The 18,884-nt window shown below is 42.6% G+C and carries 20 protein-coding genes and 2 pseudogenes; 11 read left to right on the top strand and 11 right to left on the bottom strand.

Going from position 1 to position 18,884, the window contains the following annotated elements:
* Positions 1-158: 158 nt before the first annotated feature.
* Complete coding sequence (locus tag AB6D07_RS04790; protein ID WP_017102572.1) at positions 159-1,202, top strand: endonuclease/exonuclease/phosphatase family protein; 1,044 nt, start codon at positions 159-161, stop codon at positions 1,200-1,202.
* A gap of 150 nt (positions 1,203-1,352) precedes the next feature.
* Here AB6D07_RS04790 and AB6D07_RS04785 read toward each other — a convergent pair whose 3' ends face one another.
* Complete coding sequence (locus tag AB6D07_RS04785) at positions 1,353-1,988, bottom strand: porin family protein (RefSeq protein WP_017102571.1); 636 nt, start codon at positions 1,986-1,988, stop codon at positions 1,353-1,355.
* A gap of 392 nt (positions 1,989-2,380) precedes the next feature.
* On the opposite strand from AB6D07_RS04785, the gene AB6D07_RS04780 reads away from it, so the two are divergent.
* The 7 genes from AB6D07_RS04780 (at position 2,381) to AB6D07_RS04750 (ending at position 9,349) form a co-directional block, all read left to right on the top strand.
* Positions 2,381-2,695, top strand: coding sequence for a winged helix-turn-helix domain-containing protein (locus tag AB6D07_RS04780; protein WP_009844908.1), 315 nt, complete (start codon positions 2,381-2,383; stop codon positions 2,693-2,695).
* A 279-nt stretch (positions 2,696-2,974) separates the two neighbouring features.
* Positions 2,975-3,394 carry a D-ribose pyranase gene (gene rbsD, locus AB6D07_RS04775; protein ID WP_029222844.1) on the top strand — a complete coding sequence of 140 codons (420 nt, stop codon included), beginning with the start codon at positions 2,975-2,977 and terminating at the stop codon, positions 3,392-3,394.
* Between the two features lie 97 nt (positions 3,395-3,491).
* On the top strand, positions 3,492-4,997 hold the full coding sequence (gene rbsA / locus AB6D07_RS04770) for a ribose ABC transporter ATP-binding protein RbsA (RefSeq protein ID WP_017102569.1): 1,506 nt from the start codon (positions 3,492-3,494) through the stop codon (positions 4,995-4,997).
* The gene (gene rbsC, locus AB6D07_RS04765; RefSeq protein ID WP_009844905.1) at positions 4,994-5,986 is read left to right on the top strand and encodes a ribose ABC transporter permease; all 993 of its coding nucleotides are present in this window, start codon (positions 4,994-4,996) and stop codon (positions 5,984-5,986) included. Before rbsA ends, rbsC begins: the two co-directional genes overlap by 4 nt.
* Positions 5,987-6,160: 174 nt before the next feature.
* A complete protein-coding gene (rbsB, locus tag AB6D07_RS04760; RefSeq protein WP_012600805.1) occupies positions 6,161-7,039 on the top strand; it encodes a ribose ABC transporter substrate-binding protein RbsB in 879 nt (292 codons plus the stop codon).
* A 229-nt stretch (positions 7,040-7,268) separates the two neighbouring features.
* Complete coding sequence (gene rbsK / locus AB6D07_RS04755) at positions 7,269-8,195, top strand: ribokinase (protein WP_017102568.1); 927 nt, start codon at positions 7,269-7,271, stop codon at positions 8,193-8,195.
* Between the two features lie 152 nt (positions 8,196-8,347).
* Positions 8,348-9,349, top strand: coding sequence for a substrate-binding domain-containing protein (locus tag AB6D07_RS04750; protein WP_012600807.1), 1,002 nt, complete (start codon positions 8,348-8,350; stop codon positions 9,347-9,349).
* A gap of 85 nt (positions 9,350-9,434) precedes the next feature.
* Here AB6D07_RS04750 and AB6D07_RS04745 read toward each other — a convergent pair whose 3' ends face one another.
* The 3 genes from AB6D07_RS04745 to AB6D07_RS04735 all read right to left on the bottom strand — a co-directional run bounded on the left by AB6D07_RS04745 (position 9,435) and on the right by AB6D07_RS04735 (position 11,482).
* Positions 9,435-10,226: a carbon-nitrogen hydrolase family protein gene (locus AB6D07_RS04745; protein ID WP_029222843.1), complete on the bottom strand. Its 792-nt coding sequence runs from the start codon at positions 10,224-10,226 to the stop codon at positions 9,435-9,437.
* Positions 10,227-10,348: 122 nt separating this feature from the next.
* Positions 10,349-10,780 carry a lysozyme inhibitor LprI family protein gene (locus AB6D07_RS04740; protein WP_009844901.1) on the bottom strand — a complete coding sequence of 144 codons (432 nt, stop codon included), beginning with the start codon at positions 10,778-10,780 and terminating at the stop codon, positions 10,349-10,351.
* A gap of 39 nt (positions 10,781-10,819) precedes the next feature.
* Entirely contained in the window at positions 10,820-11,482 is a 663-nt protein-coding gene (locus AB6D07_RS04735; RefSeq protein ID WP_081324624.1) for a hypothetical protein, read from the bottom strand.
* A 297-nt stretch (positions 11,483-11,779) separates the two neighbouring features.
* Between AB6D07_RS04735 and AB6D07_RS04730 the strand changes: the two genes are divergently transcribed.
* Entirely contained in the window at positions 11,780-13,357 is a 1,578-nt protein-coding gene (locus AB6D07_RS04730) for a cyclic diguanylate phosphodiesterase (protein ID WP_029222841.1), read from the top strand.
* A gap of 70 nt (positions 13,358-13,427) precedes the next feature.
* Here AB6D07_RS04730 and AB6D07_RS04725 read toward each other — a convergent pair whose 3' ends face one another.
* Positions 13,428-14,303, bottom strand: coding sequence for a prohibitin family protein (locus AB6D07_RS04725; RefSeq protein WP_049779392.1), 876 nt, complete (start codon positions 14,301-14,303; stop codon positions 13,428-13,430).
* 160 nt (positions 14,304-14,463) lie between these two features.
* Complete coding sequence (locus AB6D07_RS04720; RefSeq protein WP_012600811.1) at positions 14,464-14,841, bottom strand: hypothetical protein; 378 nt, start codon at positions 14,839-14,841, stop codon at positions 14,464-14,466.
* Between the two features lie 242 nt (positions 14,842-15,083).
* Between AB6D07_RS04720 and AB6D07_RS04715 the strand changes: the two are divergent.
* Positions 15,084-15,236 (top strand): annotated as a pseudogene (locus AB6D07_RS04715) (IS110 family transposase); the annotation flags it as partial.
* Positions 15,237-15,258: 22 nt separating this feature from the next.
* Here the strand turns inward: AB6D07_RS04715 and AB6D07_RS04710 are convergent.
* The 3 genes from AB6D07_RS04710 to AB6D07_RS04700 all read right to left on the bottom strand — a co-directional run bounded on the left by AB6D07_RS04710 (position 15,259) and on the right by AB6D07_RS04700 (position 17,750).
* Positions 15,259-15,879 carry a hypothetical protein gene (locus AB6D07_RS04710; RefSeq protein ID WP_017102565.1) on the bottom strand — a complete coding sequence of 207 codons (621 nt, stop codon included), beginning with the start codon at positions 15,877-15,879 and terminating at the stop codon, positions 15,259-15,261.
* 118 nt (positions 15,880-15,997) lie between these two features.
* Entirely contained in the window at positions 15,998-16,900 is a 903-nt protein-coding gene (locus AB6D07_RS04705; RefSeq protein ID WP_017102564.1) for a hypothetical protein, read from the bottom strand.
* A gap of 145 nt (positions 16,901-17,045) precedes the next feature.
* Positions 17,046-17,750: a hypothetical protein gene (locus tag AB6D07_RS04700; RefSeq protein ID WP_017102563.1), complete on the bottom strand. Its 705-nt coding sequence runs from the start codon at positions 17,748-17,750 to the stop codon at positions 17,046-17,048.
* A 331-nt stretch (positions 17,751-18,081) separates the two neighbouring features.
* Here AB6D07_RS04700 and AB6D07_RS04695 point away from each other — a divergent pair, with 331 nt between their 5' ends.
* On the top strand, positions 18,082-18,231 hold the full coding sequence (locus tag AB6D07_RS04695; RefSeq protein WP_157936395.1) for a hypothetical protein: 150 nt from the start codon (positions 18,082-18,084) through the stop codon (positions 18,229-18,231).
* A gap of 38 nt (positions 18,232-18,269) precedes the next feature.
* Here AB6D07_RS04695 and AB6D07_RS04690 read toward each other — a convergent pair.
* Together AB6D07_RS04690 and AB6D07_RS04685 are read right to left on the bottom strand one after the other, a co-directional pair.
* Positions 18,270-18,701, bottom strand: a pseudogene (locus AB6D07_RS04690) (transposase); the annotation flags it as partial.
* Positions 18,701-18,884 (bottom strand): hypothetical protein (locus tag AB6D07_RS04685; protein WP_372140706.1); only part of this gene is annotated, 184 nt, incomplete at its 5' end. The pseudogene AB6D07_RS04690 and the gene AB6D07_RS04685, both read right to left, overlap by 1 nt.

Raw genomic sequence — 18,884 nt, 5'->3', positions numbered from 1 at the left:
GAACGGGGGAAGGAGATTGCTCTAGCGAGAATGACATAAGCCTCCACGGTTTAGATTCCCTTTGATTCGCTTTGAAAGTGAAATTTAGGTTCTAAATAATCAACAAACTATACTTTACTGGAGTATCCTTGCTGCTTAGGTCTAAATGGAATGACACTTTGAACAAACCAAACCACATAACATTTGCAACGTTCAACCTGCTGAACTATCTCGAACCGCCGAATGCGTATTATGATTTTGAGAACATCTACAGCTTCGAAGAATGGCAGAAGAAGCAACATTGGATGGCTGAAGCGATTCGTTCATTAGATTGTGATGTGATTGGCTTTCAAGAGATATTTAGCCCGAAGTCTTTAGAGCAATTGATGAACAAGCTAGGTTATCCATACTTTGCAGTGGTCGATAGCGCACACGTTGAAGATGATTATCTATACACCTCACCTGTCGTTGGTATCGCATCCCGCTACCCGATTGAAAACGTGCAGCCTGTTACGCCTGATTCAGAGCTACTTTCAGCCTTCAACCTTGGCGACAAATTCTCATTCAACCGAACACCTGTTCACGCCACCATTACGTTACCCCATTTAGGTTCAACCGACTGTTATGTTGTGCATTTCAAATCGCAACGTCCGACGGAACCAAGAATTGAATCTATCGATGTGGATAACGCTCAGCAAGGTGAAAAACCACAAAGTGACACGCTCACTCGCTTCCACCAAGAACAACTTGGCTCTTGGTTATCTAGCGTTCAGCGCGGCCTTGAAGCTCAGATGCTGCATCAATACATCACCAATCATCGTTACCAAACCGATCAGCCTGTTGTGTTAATGGGTGACTTTAATAAGCCTCTATTCAACGACGAGTTTAAAGGGCTATTAAGTTATTCAATAAACAGAGACGAAAACAGCAAGCATTGGCTTTCCCACTTCCGGTTAAAAGACAGCTGGGATATTTATCATCAATTGCATGAACAAGATTTGCTCGAACAACGCAAACCAACGCACTACTACGGTGCGTCTGGATCTGTACTGGACTACATTTTGATGTCCAATGAGTTCGATTGTCAGAACTCATCGAGCTTGATGGAGATCTCTCGCTACACAGTGCTCGACCATCACCTCATCAATCCCAGCTTTGAACACGACCAATTCAGTACTGACCATGCCATCGTTGCTGTCACCGCTCATATCCGTGAAGCCTAGCTATTCGATTACATCTTCAATCGAGAGTTACCTGAGTTGAACATGAAAAAAACCGCAGTCAAAAACTGCGGCCTTCCACTTTAGCCAAACGGGTTGAGCCAACCGACGCCCCATTTAGAAACCGATTTACCGTTTAGCAAAGTGTGAAACTTAGAATGTGTACATTGCGCCAAGATAGAATGAAGCCAATACGATATCTTTCTCTACCTTTTTTCGGTTCCAAGAGTTGCCCTCGTCAACTTCTACTGTAAATGCATCGGCTTCATAACCAAGTCTCAGGCTTAACTCAGAAAGCTTTTCTGGGGTGTACTCAACGCCAAAACCAACTCGTACACCTGCACCTGAATCATCGAAATCAGAACTTGAAGGACGTGAACCGTCTGCATACTTCATATCGAGATCGATTGAAGATAAGCCAATTGTACCAAATGGGTGAACGCCATTATCAAACGTATAACCAAGGTTTGCAGCAATCGAAAAGACTTGAGGAGTCCATGTAAAGCCAGCGTTGCTTCTTAAAGGATATTTAGCAACCACATCACCATAATCCGTGTACTGAAGCTCAAGTGATACAATACGGTTAAACTTATAGCCAGCAATGATACGGTAAGCATTGTCTTCTGCTTCAAACGTCACTGGCTCTTTAATTGATGAAAATAGTCCACCATCATCGACGCCAGAAGTACCAATGGCACCACCTAGATACAAACCACTGTCCGCTGCCATTACATTGTTTGCTGCAAATGCTGACATCATTGCGATGCTTAGAATTAATTTATTGCCCATTACTACTTGACCTTACTTAATGCAAATCAAGATTGTTACGCCTTCCTGTGCTGCACAATCTTGTTAGAGTTACCCGACACCCCGTCGAATTCGCGAACATGATAGGCTCACAGAAAACAAAAAAATAAATAAAAATGTAATCACTTTATAACCCCAGACAACAGAATTAGTTAAAACACCATAAGAGCCTGAATAAAAAAGAAATAAAAAAACACCTAACGTTTGTTTGAACAATCTATTCCCTTCCAAATCATCCGGTTTTTAGGTTTTTCCACCTCGCACTTACGCAAGCTTACTTTCAAGAGTGGCGTGATTTTGCATAATCCACACGCTTTAGTAGCTTGCGACTTAACTCAATCTCAACCATTCAGAATAAGACGAATAGAAACACGATGAACCACACAATAGAGCTCAACGGCTTAATCATTGATACTGACTCTCGAACGATTACTAATGAACAGGGGAATAAAATCACTTTACGCCCTCACCTACTTTCGGTGCTCTGTTTACTAACAGAAAATCTAGGGGATCCCGTTTCTAGGGAAGATATTATTGATATGTGCTGGGAAGGGGAACTCACCTCTCCTCACATACTTGCTAACGTCATCTATAATCTGCGTAATGTTTTTACGCGCTTAAGAACACCGGACATTCAGATAACCACAATCACCAAGTTTGGCTACATTTTGTCGGTTGACCCCACTTAATTAAATTTAAGCGACACTACATTGTGTCAAAACTGTATGAGCAACAAGCCGTAGCGCACTCTTTGTATCTCCATTGTGAACGTATTTATGCAATCAATGGCGTTGATTAAGATCACTAAAAAACGCCCCATCGAAACGTTTCGATGATCGTTATCACACTCTAGCAAAGTGAAGAGTGCAAATGATAAATCAGACACTATTATCACTATCGAAACGTTTCGATGGTTTTTCTTGAGTTGTTCTCAACCCATTAAACGTTATTTTTCGATAGGTCGTGATATGAAAAAAAGTACTCTAATTAATTCTGAACTCTCTTACTTAGTGGCGACTCTTGGCCACACAGATGAAATCACGATTTGTGACGCGGGCTTGCCGATTCCAGATCACGTAACTCGTATTGATCTTGCCTTAACTCATGGTGTTCCGAGCTTTCAGCAAACAGTAAAAACCATGCTGGATGAATCTCAGATAGAAGGCGTTGTGATTGCAGAAGAGTTTGCGAAAGTAAGCCCAGACCACCACGCTGCACTGATTGATTTAGTTAAGACAGAAGAAGCGCGTTGCGGCAAATCGCTTTCGATTACTTACATCACTCATGAAGAATTCAAAGAGCGAACACATGAAAGCCGCGCGGTTATCCGCACAGGCGAATGCACGCCATACGCAAATGTTATTTTCCAAGCTGGCGTAACGTTTTAGCTCAAGCTCAGCGTTTGAACCTAAGCGCAACGACAGCTCAGTGTCATCACTGAACCAAAACAATCAAATACAACTGGCCCCGAGTAAAGGAACCGACATGACTCAAGCCATTTTAGAACTTAGCTCAATTGAGAAAGCCTTCCCAGGTGTTAAAGCACTGGATAAGGCAAGCCTCAACGTTTACCCAGGACGCGTAATGGCGTTAATGGGGGAAAACGGTGCAGGTAAATCAACGTTGATGAAAGTGCTTACCGGCATTTACCACTTGGACGGCGGTACTATCGCATACCAAGGTAAACCAGCAGCATTTAAAGGACCACGTGATTCACAACAAGCCGGCATTAGCATCATTCACCAAGAGTTGAATCTAATTCCTGAGCTAACCATCGCCGAGAACATCTTCTTAGGTCGTGAAATCACAGGCTCCATGGGACGTATCTTGTGGAACGAAATGTACCAAGAAGCGGACAAGCTACTTAAACGCCTTAACGTAAAACACAGTTCAAAAACACCTTTAGGTCAGCTAAGCCTTGGTGAACAACAAATGGTAGAGATCGCGAAAGCCCTATCGTTTGAATCTAAGGTCATCATCATGGATGAGCCAACGGATGCACTAACCGATACCGAAACTGAGTCTCTATTTAAAGTAATTAACGAACTACGTGATGAAGGCTGTGGCATTGTTTACATCTCTCACCGTTTGAAAGAGATCTTTGAGATTTGTGATGACATCACCGTGCTTCGTGACGGTAAGTTCATTGGACAATGTGAAGTAAAAGACACCGACGAAGATGGCCTAATCGAGATGATGGTTGGCCGTAAACTGGACGAGCAATATCCACGTATCGGACAGAGCCACGGTGAAACCTGCCTTGAAGTGATTGGCCTGACTGGTTCTGGTGTTCATGACGTGAGCTTTACTCTAAAGCGCGGCGAGATTCTTGGTGTATCTGGCCTAATGGGTGCAGGTCGTACCGAACTGATGAAAGTGATTTACGGTGCCCTTCCAAGTGAACGCGGCGTCATCAACCTAGAAAACAAAACCATCAACCCGGTAAGCCCGAAAGATGGCTTGGCGAATGGCATTGCTTACATCTCTGAAGACCGTAAAGGCGATGGCTTAGTTCTAGGGCTTTCAGTGAAAGAGAATATGTCTTTATGTTCACTTGACCTACTGACAAAGAGCGGTCAAATCCAACATAAAGACGAAGTCATCGCCGTGGATGACTTCATCAAGCTCTTCAACATCAAAACCCCGACTCGCGAGCAAATCATTGGCAACCTTTCTGGTGGTAACCAACAGAAAGTGGCTATCGCTAAAGGCTTGATGACAAAACCAAAAGTATTGATTCTCGATGAGCCAACGCGTGGTGTCGATGTCGGTGCTAAGAAAGAGATTTACCAACTCATTAATAAATTTAAAGCCGACGGCATGAGCATTATTTTGGTCTCATCTGAAATGCCAGAAGTGTTAGGAATGAGTGACCGCATCATGGTGATGCATGAAGGCCGTGTAAGCGGTGAATTTGATGCTAAAGAAGCAAACCAAGAATTATTACTGGCGTGTGCGGTCGGTAAAAAGATCAACGAGGACGCAGCATGAGTACTAAAACCATGAGCAAAACAACTGAAACTGAAGCGCCAAAGAAAAAACCATTAATCAGCAAAGAGTGGCTGATTGATCAAAAGTCATTGATTGCTTTGATCTTCCTGATTGTTGTCGTTTCTTTCCTAAACCCAAACTTTTTTACTGTCGACAACATTCTGAATATCCTGCGTCAAACCTCAGTTAACGCGATTATCGCAGTCGGTATGACACTGGTTATTTTAACCGCGGGTATCGACTTGAGTGTCGGCTCTGTACTTGCGCTTTGTGGTGCATTCGCAGCCAGCATGATTGGCATGGAAATCCCTGTGATGATCGCAGTGCCAACCGCTCTAGTAGCTGGTGCAGCATTAGGTGCTATTAGTGGTGTGATTATCGCTAAGGGTAAAGTCCAAGCCTTCATCGCAACGCTTGTAACCATGACACTACTTCGCGGCGTAACCATGGTTTACACCGACGGTCGCCCTATCTCAACAGGCTTCACAGACACAGCAGACGCATTCGCTTGGTTCGGTACAGGCTACGCAATGGGCATCCCAGTTCCAGTATGGATCATGGTCGTGGTGTTCGCAGCAGTATGGTACCTATTAAACCACACACGCTTTGGTCGTTACGTTTACGCACTGGGTGGCAACGAATCAGCAACTCGCCTATCAGGCATCGACGTAGACAAAGTGAAAATCGGCGTTTACGCAATCTGTGGCCTGCTAGCTGCAGTGGCTGGCATCATCGTGGCCTCTCGCTTGTCATCTGCTCAACCTACCGCAGGTATGGGTTATGAGCTAGACGCCATCGCAGCCGTGGTTCTTGGCGGCACAAGCTTAGCGGGCGGTCGTGGTCGCATCATGGGTACATTGATTGGTGCACTGATAATCGGCTTCCTAAACAACGCCCTAAACCTATTAGACGTATCTTCTTACTACCAGATGATTGCAAAAGCAGTGGTTATTCTTCTGGCAGTATTGGTCGATAACAAAAACAAATAAGACTCTAGTTTGAGTCAATGCAACACCCTGCTTTATCTATAGAAAACCCATAGAAAAAGCACCTTTAATAAAAAGATCTATCAGTAACAAACCTATAAACATTAAATCTATAAATAATGTAACAACGAGCTAGGGTTATCCAACCTAGCTCACCCTACATAAAGGACTTACACCATGAAAAAATTAGCGACTCTTATTTCTGCTGCCCTTCTTTCTACAACAGTATCTGTGTCTGCACAGGCGCAAGATACAATGGCAATCGTTCTGTCTACACTGAATAACCCATTCTTTGTAACCATGAAAGATGGCGCAGAAGCGAAAGCAGAAGAGCTAGGCTACAAGCTTATCGTTCTTGATTCTCAAAACGATCCAAGCAAAGAGCTTTCGAACATTGAAGATCTAACCATTCGTGGTGTTAAGGCAATCCTGATTAACCCAACGGATTCAGACGCTGTGTCTAATGCGATTCGTATTGCTAACCGTTCAAACATCCCAGTACTGACACTAGACCGTGGTGCAAGCCGTGGTGACGTAGTGAGCCACATTGCTTCTGATAACGTAATTGGCGGTGAAATGGCGGGTCACTACATCATGGAAAAAGTGGGCGAGAAAGCGAAAGTAATCCAACTTGAAGGTATCGCGGGTACATCGGCTGCTCGTGAACGTGGCGAAGGCTTCATGAACGCAGTAAACGGCAGCGACCTTGAGCTTCTTGCAAGCCAACCTGCTGATTTCGACCGTACTAAAGGTCTGAACGTAATGGAAAACTTGCTTGCTGCTAACCCAGATGTACAAGCGGTATTCGCTCAAAACGATGAAATGGCACTAGGTGCTCTTCGCGCCGTTCAAGCTTCAGGTAAAGAAGTGATGATCGTTGGCTTTGATGGCACTGAAGACGGTATCGCTGCTGTTAACCGCGGCCTACTAGGCGCAACGGTTGCACAACAGCCTGACCTAATCGGTTCTTTAGGTATTGAAATAGCAGACAAAGTACTGAAAGGCGAGACAGTAGACGAGTACGTACCAGTAGCTCTAAAAATCATCGCTAAGTAAGCTTGTTTGTTACTAAGTAATTCAGTTTAACGCTGAAATCTAATTAAGCAGGGAGTCCCCTATCTCCCTGCTCATTAGCTCACTAACTTGCTGACTTGCTGACTCAAGAAAAAACAAAAAAACCGACAGTGCATCGCTGTTTCTCATAAGCCGTCTAACAAGGCGAGCAATTTACGTAATGAGAAAGACCCATGCATTTTCAAATACGATATATCATAAGGCTCGTATCATGACTCAACTGATTGTTTTAGGTAGCGTTAACGCTGACCACGTACTGCAAGTTCCTTCTTTCCCTCGTCCGGGTGAAACCTTGATTGGCGGTAACTATCAGGTCATCCCTGGCGGCAAAGGCGCAAACCAAGCGGTAGCTGCAGCGCGATTAAACGCAGATATCGGCTTTATCGCCTGTGTCGGTGACGACCCATTCGGCATCAATATTCGTCAAGATTTTGCTAAAGATGGCATCAACATCGATGGTGTTATCGTTGCAGACAACACGCCGACAGGCATCGCGATGATCCAAGTATCAGCAACAGGTGAAAACAGCATTTGTCTTTCTGCTGAAGCCAACAACAAGCTGACTTGCGACCAAATCGAACCTCACCTAGAGAAGATTCGCGGCGCTAAATACCTGCTGACTCAGCTTGAAACGCCAATTGAAGGCATTGAATACGCAGCAAAAGTAGCAAAAGAGAGTGGCACTCAAGTGATTCTAAACCCGGCACCTGCTCGTCCATTATCGGATTCATTGCTTGCTTGCGTTGATGTGATTACACCCAACGAAACCGAAGCAGAAGTTTTGACAGGCATTACCGTTACTGACAGCGCATCCGCTCATCAGGCAGCTTTAGCTTTGCACGCAAAAGGCATCGAGACTGTGATGATCACACTTGGCGCGAAGGGCGTTTGGGTAAGTAAAAACGACAAAGGTGAGCTCATTGCAGGGTTTCGCGTTGAAGCGACAGACACAACCGCTGCTGGTGATACCTTCAACGGCGCATTGGTGACAGGCTTGCTTGAAGACATGCCACTTGAGCGCGCGATTAAGTTTGCTCATGCCGCTGCTGCTATTTCCGTAACTCGTTTTGGTGCTCAAACGTCGATTCCGAACCGTTCTGAAACCGATGCGTTTTTATCAGAGCAATTATCTGCCTAACTTTAGACCCATTTGAAGGCTTAACTCCTGAGCTAAACCGTAGTTAACGGATGTGAGCCTTCAAATTCGGTAACAACAAATAACAAGCATAAGCCCCTGTATTCAGGCAGAATATCGCGCAACGTGGCAAGTTACTCCCACAAGGATTTTTTATGGCAACAATGAAAGACGTCGCTCGGCTAGCAAAGGTTTCTACTTCAACCGTCAGCCATGTGATCAACAAGTCACGTTTTGTCAGTGAAGAGATCGCTGAGCGTGTTAACAGTGCGGCTAAAGAGCTCAACTACGCGCCGTCTGCATTGGCTCGCAGCTTGAAAATGAAGCAAACCAAAACCTTAGGCATGCTGGTTACTACCTCTACAAACCCATTCTTTGGCGAAGTAGTAAAAGGTGTTGAACGTCGTTGTTATGAGAAAGGCTACAACCTTATCTTGTGTAACACCGAAGGCGACAGCGACCGTATGAAGTCATCTATCGATACCTTGTTGCAAAAGAGAGTCGATGGCTTGATGTTGATGTGTTCAACCCTTGAAGGGCAGCATATTGACGTATTTGAACGCTACCCAGAACTACCTGTTGTGGTCATGGACTGGGGCCCAATGCTGTTCGCGAGTGATAAGATCCAAGACAACTCGCACCAAGGTGGCTACATGGCGACCAAGCATTTGATAGACAACGGCCACTCTCAGATTGGTTGTATCACCGGCCCACTTCACCGCAATCAAGCCTCTTCTCGTTATCAAGGCTTCAAGCAAGCGATGGAAGAAGCAAAGCTAGAGATCAACCCTAAGTGGATTGTTGAATCCAACTTCGAATGCGACGGCGGTTTTGACTCTTACCAAACACTAAAAACCCGAGGCGTAATGCCGTCAGCAATCTTCGTGAGTAATGACATGATGGCAATGGGTGTGATTCACGCTGCCGCACAAGATGGCACGTCGATTCCAAACGATCTTTCGATCATTGGCTACGATGACATCCACTTGTCAAAATACATGACCCCAGCATTGAGCACTATCCACCAGCCAAAACACCGTTTAGGTAAAGCGGCGGTAGATACTCTCTTGAACCGACTCAAAACACCAGATGCGTATCCGCAAGTTGTTGAGTTAGAGCCAACGTTAGTTGAACGAAGCAGCGTCAAAGCGATTTAGGGCTCAGCCCTCCACAGACTAAATCACAAAGGGCAAGGTTATCTAACCTTGCCCTTTTCGATTCTATTGCGTTTTACTTGTCTTGTTAACGATTCAACGCAGACGCTATCTGTTGTATTTCATCTAACACATCAACACCATTGTATTGAGGCGCAATAGACAAGTCTTGAATATTAATCGTTTCAACAGACTGATGCTCACTGAGTTGAAGCATTAAGTCTCCCTTCGGTGAATAGGTTCTACTGCCGCCACAATATGTCGCGGTAAAGGCATCAACCACATCTTGCCCGACGCGATTACAGGTCACGATATGACCCCCTTCTTCTAACGCTCTTGCTTGTGCAATGGCAAAGCTATGATGACCACCAAAATTCGCAGGATGGAGAATAACGTCTACCGACTGATACGGTCTCATGATCTCCGGGAACCATATATCAAAGCAAATCGCGACACCGAACTTCAAGCCTTTGTATTCAAAAGTAAGAAGTTCATTTCCTCTAGAAAAGTACTCTTTGTCGAATTTCGTTTGACTGACTTTTCTGTATTTATGACGCAAACCTGAACCATCAACCACCACAACGCTATTGTAATACTGACCATTATCTTCCTCAGCGACACCCGCAACGATTAACGTCTGATGTTTCGTGGCAAGCGCAGTTAATGAATCAATGGTCGGGCTGTTATTGAAGTCTTCACACAGTTCATGAATTTCTGCGGCATCGTTAAAGATATATCCAGTAGAGAACAGTTCAGGCAGCAACGTGATATCACCCACTGCCGTCTCAGCTTCCAAAAGCTCAGAGACTCGCGAGATGTTCATTTGTTTATTTTTGTATTCAACTTCAAGCTGGACAAGAGTGACGCTGACACTATTCAAAATCGAATCCTTATTCGGTAACACTTCAAACTTGAGACTAAGAACGACAGGGTAAGATAATCCCCCATCGCTTGCTGACTCGAGCGCCAATGGTTGAAGCAAGCGCACACTCTCATAAGCACTCAGTTCATATACTTCATCAGCTTGGGCTCTGGCAAAACTGGTGGTGTGCTGTCCATATAGGTTAAGAAGTTTTCCCACACCTCATGCGTTCTTTGTTTAGTCAGCTTAGTTTTGCAAGAAAGCGCCATAAGACCTCGAATTGAGCCATCACGCCATTGGGTATACACCGAGTCACAATGTGCCGTCATGTAAGCTTGCCAACTGTCTTGAGCCATCTTGATTGAGCTAACCAACTCCGCATCATAAGCATTGTGTTCAAAGCTCGCTTCAAGGTATTGATCAAGCTCCACTTGTGCAGTATCCAACTCAATCGACGCACAGTGATTGATCTCTATGGTATTCATTGCATTCTCGCAATCGACAACATCATCGGATGCTGATGCAAGCAAAGGTAAACACGTTAATAACACGACCGTTAAAGCCTTTTTCATTATTTATCCCCTCATTCAAAAGCACATATATGCGCCCTATTAATGCCAAGCATTACGAATCTTAACGACATAAGACGCCAATTGTTGATAACTGCGTTTAGGATTGTGTCCAAAAACCACAAGAGCATACAACCACAGAACAAGAAGCATGGAAAACAAACCTGACTGGAAACCATCTAGGTACAACTCAGGTAGCAAGTCGATTACCTTTTGATAGTTCGCAATTGAAATTGTTGTTTTACTGCTAATCAATTCATACGTTACATTTATTGGGCTGACTATGGCCCAAACTAAAAACCATGACACGCCTGCGACAGGCACTAAACTCAGTAGCGGCTTAAGTTGCTTAACCGGGAAAATGAAATACAAAAGCATAATCAAATACAGAGCGGCTAAAAATAAGCTCCATGCGTGAACACTGACTTCAAAAATCCGATAACGCTCATCGACATACATGATTAACACTACCGCCCCCAATACACCAAGCGATAATAATTTTCCCACATACCTCGTTCTAGAAAACCTAATCAATACATAACCAATCACAAGAAGAAAGCACGAAAGCCAAGCTAACACTTCTGGTTTGGTCTCAAAAAGACGAGGTGTTGCGGAATTAGACAAGATAAAGATCGCGTAAGTAGGAGCAATCAACAAGTAGGCGATCAAAACACGCACCAACATCCAAATCATATTTTTTATCATTACGCTCAAATCCACTCACTCGCATTATTTCAAAAATTACAGTTTTCAATTTGATGATAAAAAACCGGCAACAATCCGCTTCATCAAAAAACGCAAAAGTACTGAACAAAAAAACGACACTCTTAACCTTGGAAGCATATCTAACATACTGATTTCTATAGTGCGACCATGCGTTACGCTATTTATATCAATAACTCAGACTTTTGTTCACACTATTTATGCATAAGCTTGCGTTATTATCGTTAAATTTATAAATTAAGTTGCATGCACACACCAATCGGTCACGCTTCTCTTAATATGGATATCAAGTACCAGCATTTTGCCAAAACTTCGTTCTTCTTTGCCATTTCTTTCTTTTTTTTCATGGCATTGCTCATTCCTTTAACACCGTCTCATTACCAAACGTTAACCGAAGACACATCAAGGTTAGTAGAAACGAGGTTAGAAGGGATTCAATCAAGGTTCGACCGTTTTTTATCTGAAATTACCCCAGATCAGCCTTGCGACACGATTGTTAGACAACTTCGACAAAACGTTTTTGAAGCTGATTGGGTGAAAGAAGCCGCGGTGTTCGACAAAGAGAACCGATTTTACTGTTCAACCACTGATGGTGAGGTTTCATTTCGCCTATACAACACCATCAGGCAGCGGCTCAATGACGCCCCAAATTTAACCACCTTATCGTATTCAAACTCAGCGATTACTAAGGTGCAATCCATCATGCTGATATTCTCGACTAAGGAAGGCTCGGGAGTGAGCCTGATGATTCCTCCGCACTTCATCTTTGAGCTTGTAGAAGCTAATTTGAGTAGCCATGGCATTAACTCTAAAGTTGAGGTGATCAAAAGAGACATTCACCCTACCGACCTCGGCTCATACAACGCGACGGTACGGATACAGTCAGACATCTACCCATTCACCGTCACCTCATATATTGGTTATCGGTATTATATTAACTTCATGCTGAGTCACTTATGGTTTGGCTTTCTTATGGCGGGAATTACGACCATTATTCGCCTTTCCCTCAAGCATAAAAAACAGAGCCAACGTAGCTTAGAATATTCGCTATCCAGTGCTCTGAAAAACAAACACCTACATGTTCACATGCAACCGATCGTTAATCAAAGCACCAATAAAATCGTAGGCTGTGAGTCATTATTGAGATGGAACGATCCAATTGAAGGTAACGTCTCCCCTGCTATCTTCATTCCATTGGCTGAAAGTTTAGGCTTGATTGAGAAGCTGACCTATTTCGTGCTGCATGAAGTGTTAACGACATTGAAAAGTAATCAAGAGGTGTTTGCATCAAAGTACATCAGCGTCAACATCAGCCGAAACGTTGTATCCAACAGTAACTTCACGAATAAAGTGATTAGCATCTTTAAAAGACACCCTGAGATTCTCAAGCAAGTGGTTTTCGAGGTGACAGAGGATGGTGAGTGTTCTGATGCCGATATGGTCAAAATTAAGGACAACTTGCAAAAGCTATCTGATCTTGGTGTAAGAATTGCCATAGATGACTTTGGTACTGGCTACGCAGGATTAGACTTTGTAAGGCAATTTCCGTTCAGTATTCTCAAGATTGATCGCGTGTTCGTGAAAAACATATCCGACGAATCCAGTTTTGGTATCCCACTATTAGAATCCATGCTTCAGCTATCACGCACCTTAGGCATGCAAGTCATAGTTGAAGGCGTTGAGTACGAGTCACAACTGAAGATCTTGTCGAAACTAGGCGTCGACTACATTCAAGGCTTCTACTTCTATAAACCTATGCCAATAAGTCTCGCCATTAGCTTGATCAAACAGCAAGATTTTGAATCAGATAACGTTGAGGAACAATGTACCTCAACGCTGAAGTGTGATTTGGTATAGATTGGTATAAAGCACAAACCCAACACCGACATGAAGTCTGTGTTGGGAACAACTTTTAGTTTCCTTAATCCTACTTAGCTCTCATGTCCAAAATAGGCATATTTTCACCACCCAACATTGTTGCTGGCAGCTTTCCGTCCCAGTTTTGAGCTTCGGTCAGTTTAATGATTAATGGGTTGTCCCCAAGAGCTTTGGCCTTTGCATTAATCGCTTCTGCTTCAGCAAAACCTTTTAATTTAATCGCCTTCGCTTCAGCTATAGCGATAAGCTCAATACCATCAGCTTCGGCTTTTGCCGTATTTACGGCTCTTTGAGCTTCTAAGTTTTGTCTAGCCAGTTTATGTTTCTCGGCAGCTGCTAAGTTTTTCTCAGTCTGCTTCGTTTCGATTGAGGTAAGGTATTTTTTGGGTAGGGCTATATTTTCAATCTGTATATTATCTACGCTTACTGGAAACGCGGCCATTTCTTCAATTAAATTGGATTCAATCGCCTGAATAGCACTCGCTCTATCTTGAATTAACTGCTCTGCATCATACTTAGGAATAACATCCTTGGTTGCCGACCTAAATCTAGGGTCAAGAATACGAGCTTCAAATTGCGGAAGACCGCCATACTGTCTAAAAAGATCTAACGCTGCAGATTTATCTACCGTCCAGTTAACGGATACGACGACAGTAACTGGCATCTGCTCCTTTGTACTAGAGGCCATTTTCTCTTCATTCTTGCGTGTTCGAACTTCAATTTCTTCAACGCTGTCGATAAACGGTACTTTGAAGTGTAAGCCTGGGCTTACCTGTGTTTTAGCTTCACTAAAGCGCTTAACAATACCAATGTGCCCCTCATTAACAGTATAAACTGAACTAAAGAGAACAAAAGCAACGGTAATTCCGGCACCTAGCTTTTTAATAGGTAAGTTAAATTTCTTCATTTCTACAGCTTGTTTCATGTTTTACCAACCAACTTATTATATGTGTAAATAATCAATATCAATCCTAACGCCCGTAAGAAAGTGAGCCCCACAGAACTAACCAAGTACACGGTACTCTTACTGTAACCACCGAGCGTAACCGCCGAGCGTAACGCATCATATTAATCCTTATTTTTTATTACTTGCCTGTTTTATATTCCATCACGAGCCTTACTATTCCATCGAGTTCCTCGCGTTCGTTTGACGAATATAACCCAGACTCTACAACACCAACGTCATCGTTATTGAAAACACCGACACGTAACTCATACTTTTTGGTTAAAAGATATCCAACGATACCAATTATGGAAAACACACCAATACCAACAAGTGGACGAAAAAGGAAAATAGGTAAACTAAACACAACCGCAATAAAGAACGACCTTGTGATTTTACTTTTGATGTCATGCTCTTTAACGTAGATATTTTCTAACGTATTAAGCCTAAGAGGCTTTGGGCTCTTCCTTGTTACAATCGAGTCAGACTCGAGCCAAATATTCTTTTTGCCACTTCCCATTGTTGCTCCTCCATAAAGCCAACCAACTTAAAATACGATAAACCTATCTTTAACAACACCTTACCAATCAAAACTTGCAAGGTAAATGATTGATGCGATTAATTCCCATTATCACATTCGATATCGATTCATAATTTGATGGTGACTTTAACCTAGCCGAAAGGCATCGCAAATAAAGAGAATGGCATTTTAGGAATCAGAGGATATGTGACGACAAAAGAAACAGGAAATTGGCTAAATGTAACCCCGTATTCAAAGCGACTTATGCTCGACTTTTAGCTGTCGGAAAGCCTAAGAAAGTCGTAATAATCGCGTGTGTTCGAAAGATGGTTGTGACCCTAAACTCTATGCCGAGAGATGGCGCCATGTGGGATGAAAATACAGCAAAAAACTAATCATTGACGCCATAGTCGTTTGTTATGTTTCGGCGTCCAACTTCGATAGCCATACTGCACAACATAAAAGACTAAAGGCTTTTAAGCTGTTGATTTCAGAACCATAGTCAACGTGATTTGCATCACCATGCATTATCCCGTTTCTATTTGGCCCCTTAACTTTTAGTTTCTCTGAACATTGTGATTTATCAGCACCAATTTGGTTTTTAACATACGTACTAGCTAAAAAGGCGTCAAAAAAACTACCTTCTTCTAAGTTTTGAGTCTGACTTATGTTTTCATAAGAGCGATGTTTATTATTAAAAATACTACGTTTAAAAACTTCATTAAAAACACCTTCAGCTTGAGCCAAAAATATGGGAATAGAACCATAAAATTCACCAGACTCATGAAGTCGGAAACCAGCCTTGAGAACACAACTTCGCATAGGTGCATTATCTAAGCAATATTCCATGTTCTGTAAAAGGTATTTCTTTCCCCTTTCAACATGGAACTCGTTTACCTGATTATTTGCCGTTAGCTGCCATAACTTTACGTTAACTGGAGCGCAAGGGGTTGGATACCATCCCCATTTAGCAAGTTCAATCGCTACTTCTGCTCGTTTTTTCGCAGACTTAACGAAAAATTCAGAATCGATGATCAACGATTTTTCTCCTTAGAAACATAACGCCAGCAATAAGGTGCGCCACGACCAACTTACAAAGCGCACCGAACTCCATACCAAAGCCGCCGAGTGTAACGCGTCACCCTTGATTGCCTTGTTATAACGTTTTACGAGCGTAGGTGCTTCGTATTAGCTCATCTCCTGGATACAACAATGTCAGCAAATGGAAGATAGCTTTTTCCACATCACGCACGTAATCTACTGCTTCTTGGCCATCAATTGCTGGACTATCATGCCTATGAACCAGCATGTTACGAATTTCTGAGCCTTTAGCTAATTGCTTTTTATATGGCGACACTTCTCCTAAATAATTTTCTAGAATTTTGCCATAAAGCTTTGTAAGTGGAGGTGAAGGCATATTCAATAATAATGCTTCAAGTTGAGGGTTTGCTCTTGATAAAACCTCTTTAATTGCTAACTCAGCAGCAATTGTTGCATCAATCCATTGATGATGAGGTGACCCCTCATGTTTAGCTCTATGCAAATGACGCATCGCCAACAGAGGAACTATCTCTGATTCAATCGAAGCTTCAATTTTCTGAATACTATCCTCTCTTAAAGGACAGACATTACCTCCAGATACAACCACTCCTATTGATATAGGTAATTCACGGAACTCATCACCTTTAAGCATCCAACGTTCAGAATGTATAGATATTAACTGTTCTTGAAGGTCATCATGGCCTAAATGATATTTTATCAACTGTAAAATATCCTTTGTGTACTGCAACGCCATACTAAAATAAACACCAATAGTATTCCGGCATTGTTCAGAAAGATTATCTCCCTCGAAACGATTAAGAGATAACAACTCCTGAATATAGCATTCAGACAAAGTTGCGCCTTTTACTTTACATATTACATCGTCACGAGAATATGAGACCTCCACTTCTATAGATATTTCACCGACCTTTTTATTAAACGTGAAATTTTTATCTGCTTCTGTGTAACTATTTTTTCTTAATAGGAGATACTTACACTCAATGTCGATTTCTTTCATCTTTTCTCCAACGTTATAACGCCAATTTAAGGTGTGAACAACGCTAACACCTTAGCTAAACCAGTGTGCCATAAACACTAAACTTACTTGAAGTAAGGGCGCCAAGCGTTGTGAATCACTCTTAAATTTCTTGTTATGTGAATTTTCAAAGTTTAAGGTAAGCACTTCCGATTCCCCTACTCTTTGCGTTGGTAAAAAGCTTATCGTGGTCATCGATATGCAAGTTTGCTACAGCATCATAGCTGACTTGCTCTTTAACTTTGAGAGGTGTTAAAACAACCTTGTAGTCATAGCTGTTTTGCCCAGATTCCACTTGATATTTTTGACCATTTGAGACCAAGGTGGCTATTATTCTATTTGCAGCATTTAGCTGAATTTTGCCTCGGTACCGGTCATCCGAATGGCGATATATTTTTATAGCTATTTTTTGTTCAATTTTTGCATCCAACAGTTCTATCGCCTCGACTATTTTCTCTTGCTTTGCTTTAACCAAAGCAAGTTTCTCTGATTCACGACTTAATAGGTTTTGAATGCGTGTCTTATTACCACTCACTGTCTCTTTTAGCTGTGTGTCCAGTTCAGACAACTGTGAGTTAAGTACATACTCTTCCGATTTTAGTGAAACTAATAGTTCTGAATTGATAACGTGATTCGAGTTGAATGAATCTTTTGTGGTAGTTACATACCGTCCCTGTTTTAAGTCATCATTAAGATGACCAGCGCTCTTAATCTGCTCTATTACTGTAGGAGTAACAAAATTAGCTATTAATACATCTTTTAAGAGAAACGTGGCGATTGCAATAATGGCAGCAGTCCCTACGCTTACTTTAATTTCCGTCGATATACTCATTATTTATCACCATTTACACAACGCTTAAGTATTTATCCGTTGTCGTAGCACAATGGATAAATACCTGTTGGACTTGGCCGCTTCTATCTATGGAGTTTGCTTTTTAGGACTGACTTACGTTCCACTCTTATCATTAAGACTGGTACCCCATCAGCCGTCCATTTTCCACTTCTAGCCACCAATTTATCTACTGCGACTATACCCGTTGCATAATCTTTTTAAAAGCGAACAATGCCCCTCTCTCGCCATAACACAACGATAATTTTATTCATTACAATCAGACAACTAGGTCAGTCGGTGCTCTGAAACGACTATCCTAGGTCTAATATTGATGCACACGAGTACCATGCTGTTGCTATGGCAGTTCGGACAACAAGGTTTCTCTTTCAGCACTTCCGATTTCTCTACGGGTCGCTTTCGTAAGCTTTGCCTAATTTCCGCTATCGCTTTTACCCGTACAGCATTAGCTAAAAAGCCATAGTAGCGTATTCGCATTAGCCCTTTAGGCAACACATGTAAAAGTAAGCGTCGAAGTAACTCGCCCGCATTACAACACATTCTTTGCGTCCCATTGGTTCGATAGTCTTTGTAACTCATCGTGATACGGCCATCCACGTTATAACTTAATTGGTTGGGATTTAACCCGATACGATTACAATACCGAGATAGATAACCCACTACCTCTGTAGGCTCGTGGAGTACAGGTTTACTGTACACAACCCATCTCTTACTAGCGGCTTCCTCTAATAAATTACTGTGCGTTGCTATCAACTCGCTTACTCGACATAACATCTCTTTCTTAAAGCGAACGGATAGGGCTTTAACCGGAAGCAGGTAACTCTCTTTTCTTGTCGGTTGCCATTGCCGATCTTTTGTAAGCACCCCACTCGGTAGTAGGCAATGAATATGAGTATGTTGACTCAGATTTCTTCCCCAAGTGTGAAGAACCATTAATGCTCCAAGTTGACCGACAAGGTGATGCCGCTCATTAGCAAACGCGCATAATGTTGCCCACACTGAATGAAACAAGCATTGATAAACCACCTTAGGATGCGCTTTAACCAGAGCATTGAACTCGTGAGGTAAGGTAAAAACCATATGATGGTAGGCCACAGGTAAAATATCTTGGCTTCG

It is taken from the genome of Vibrio sp. 10N.239.312.C11 (genome assembly GCF_041466065.1).
In the GTDB taxonomy this organism is placed as follows: Bacteria; Pseudomonadota; Gammaproteobacteria; order Enterobacterales; family Vibrionaceae; genus Vibrio; species Vibrio tasmaniensis_A.
The sequence above is the reverse complement of the archived record's forward strand: the minus strand, read 5'-3'. Positions and strand labels throughout refer to the sequence as shown.

Bases quoted from the DNA above. Each gene is read 5' to 3' on its own strand.
- AB6D07_RS04785 (WP_017102571.1), bottom strand. From the start codon at position 1,988: ATGGGCAATAAATTAATTCTAAGCATCGCAATGATGTCAGCATTTGCA.
- AB6D07_RS04780 (WP_009844908.1), top strand. From the start codon at position 2,381: ATGAACCACACAATAGAGCTCAACGGCTTAATCATTGATACTGACTCT.
- rbsD (WP_029222844.1), top strand. From the start codon at position 2,975: ATGAAAAAAAGTACTCTAATTAATTCTGAACTCTCTTACTTAGTGGCG.
- rbsA (WP_017102569.1), top strand. From the start codon at position 3,492: ATGACTCAAGCCATTTTAGAACTTAGCTCAATTGAGAAAGCCTTCCCA.
- rbsC (WP_009844905.1), top strand. From the start codon at position 4,994: ATGAGTACTAAAACCATGAGCAAAACAACTGAAACTGAAGCGCCAAAG.
- rbsB (WP_012600805.1), top strand. From the start codon at position 6,161: ATGAAAAAATTAGCGACTCTTATTTCTGCTGCCCTTCTTTCTACAACA.
- rbsK (WP_017102568.1), top strand. From the start codon at position 7,269: ATGACTCAACTGATTGTTTTAGGTAGCGTTAACGCTGACCACGTACTG.
- AB6D07_RS04750 (WP_012600807.1), top strand. From the start codon at position 8,348: ATGGCAACAATGAAAGACGTCGCTCGGCTAGCAAAGGTTTCTACTTCA.
- AB6D07_RS04740 (WP_009844901.1), bottom strand. From the start codon at position 10,780: ATGAAAAAGGCTTTAACGGTCGTGTTATTAACGTGTTTACCTTTGCTT.
- AB6D07_RS04735 (WP_081324624.1), bottom strand. From the start codon at position 11,482: ATGATAAAAAATATGATTTGGATGTTGGTGCGTGTTTTGATCGCCTAC.
- AB6D07_RS04730 (WP_029222841.1), top strand. From the start codon at position 11,780: ATGGATATCAAGTACCAGCATTTTGCCAAAACTTCGTTCTTCTTTGCC.
- AB6D07_RS04725 (WP_049779392.1), bottom strand. From the start codon at position 14,303: ATGAAACAAGCTGTAGAAATGAAGAAATTTAACTTACCTATTAAAAAG.
- AB6D07_RS04720 (WP_012600811.1), bottom strand. From the start codon at position 14,841: ATGGGAAGTGGCAAAAAGAATATTTGGCTCGAGTCTGACTCGATTGTA.
- AB6D07_RS04705 (WP_017102564.1), bottom strand. From the start codon at position 16,900: ATGAAAGAAATCGACATTGAGTGTAAGTATCTCCTATTAAGAAAAAAT.
- AB6D07_RS04700 (WP_017102563.1), bottom strand. From the start codon at position 17,750: ATGAGTATATCGACGGAAATTAAAGTAAGCGTAGGGACTGCTGCCATT.
- AB6D07_RS04695 (WP_157936395.1), top strand. From the start codon at position 18,082: ATGCACACGAGTACCATGCTGTTGCTATGGCAGTTCGGACAACAAGGT.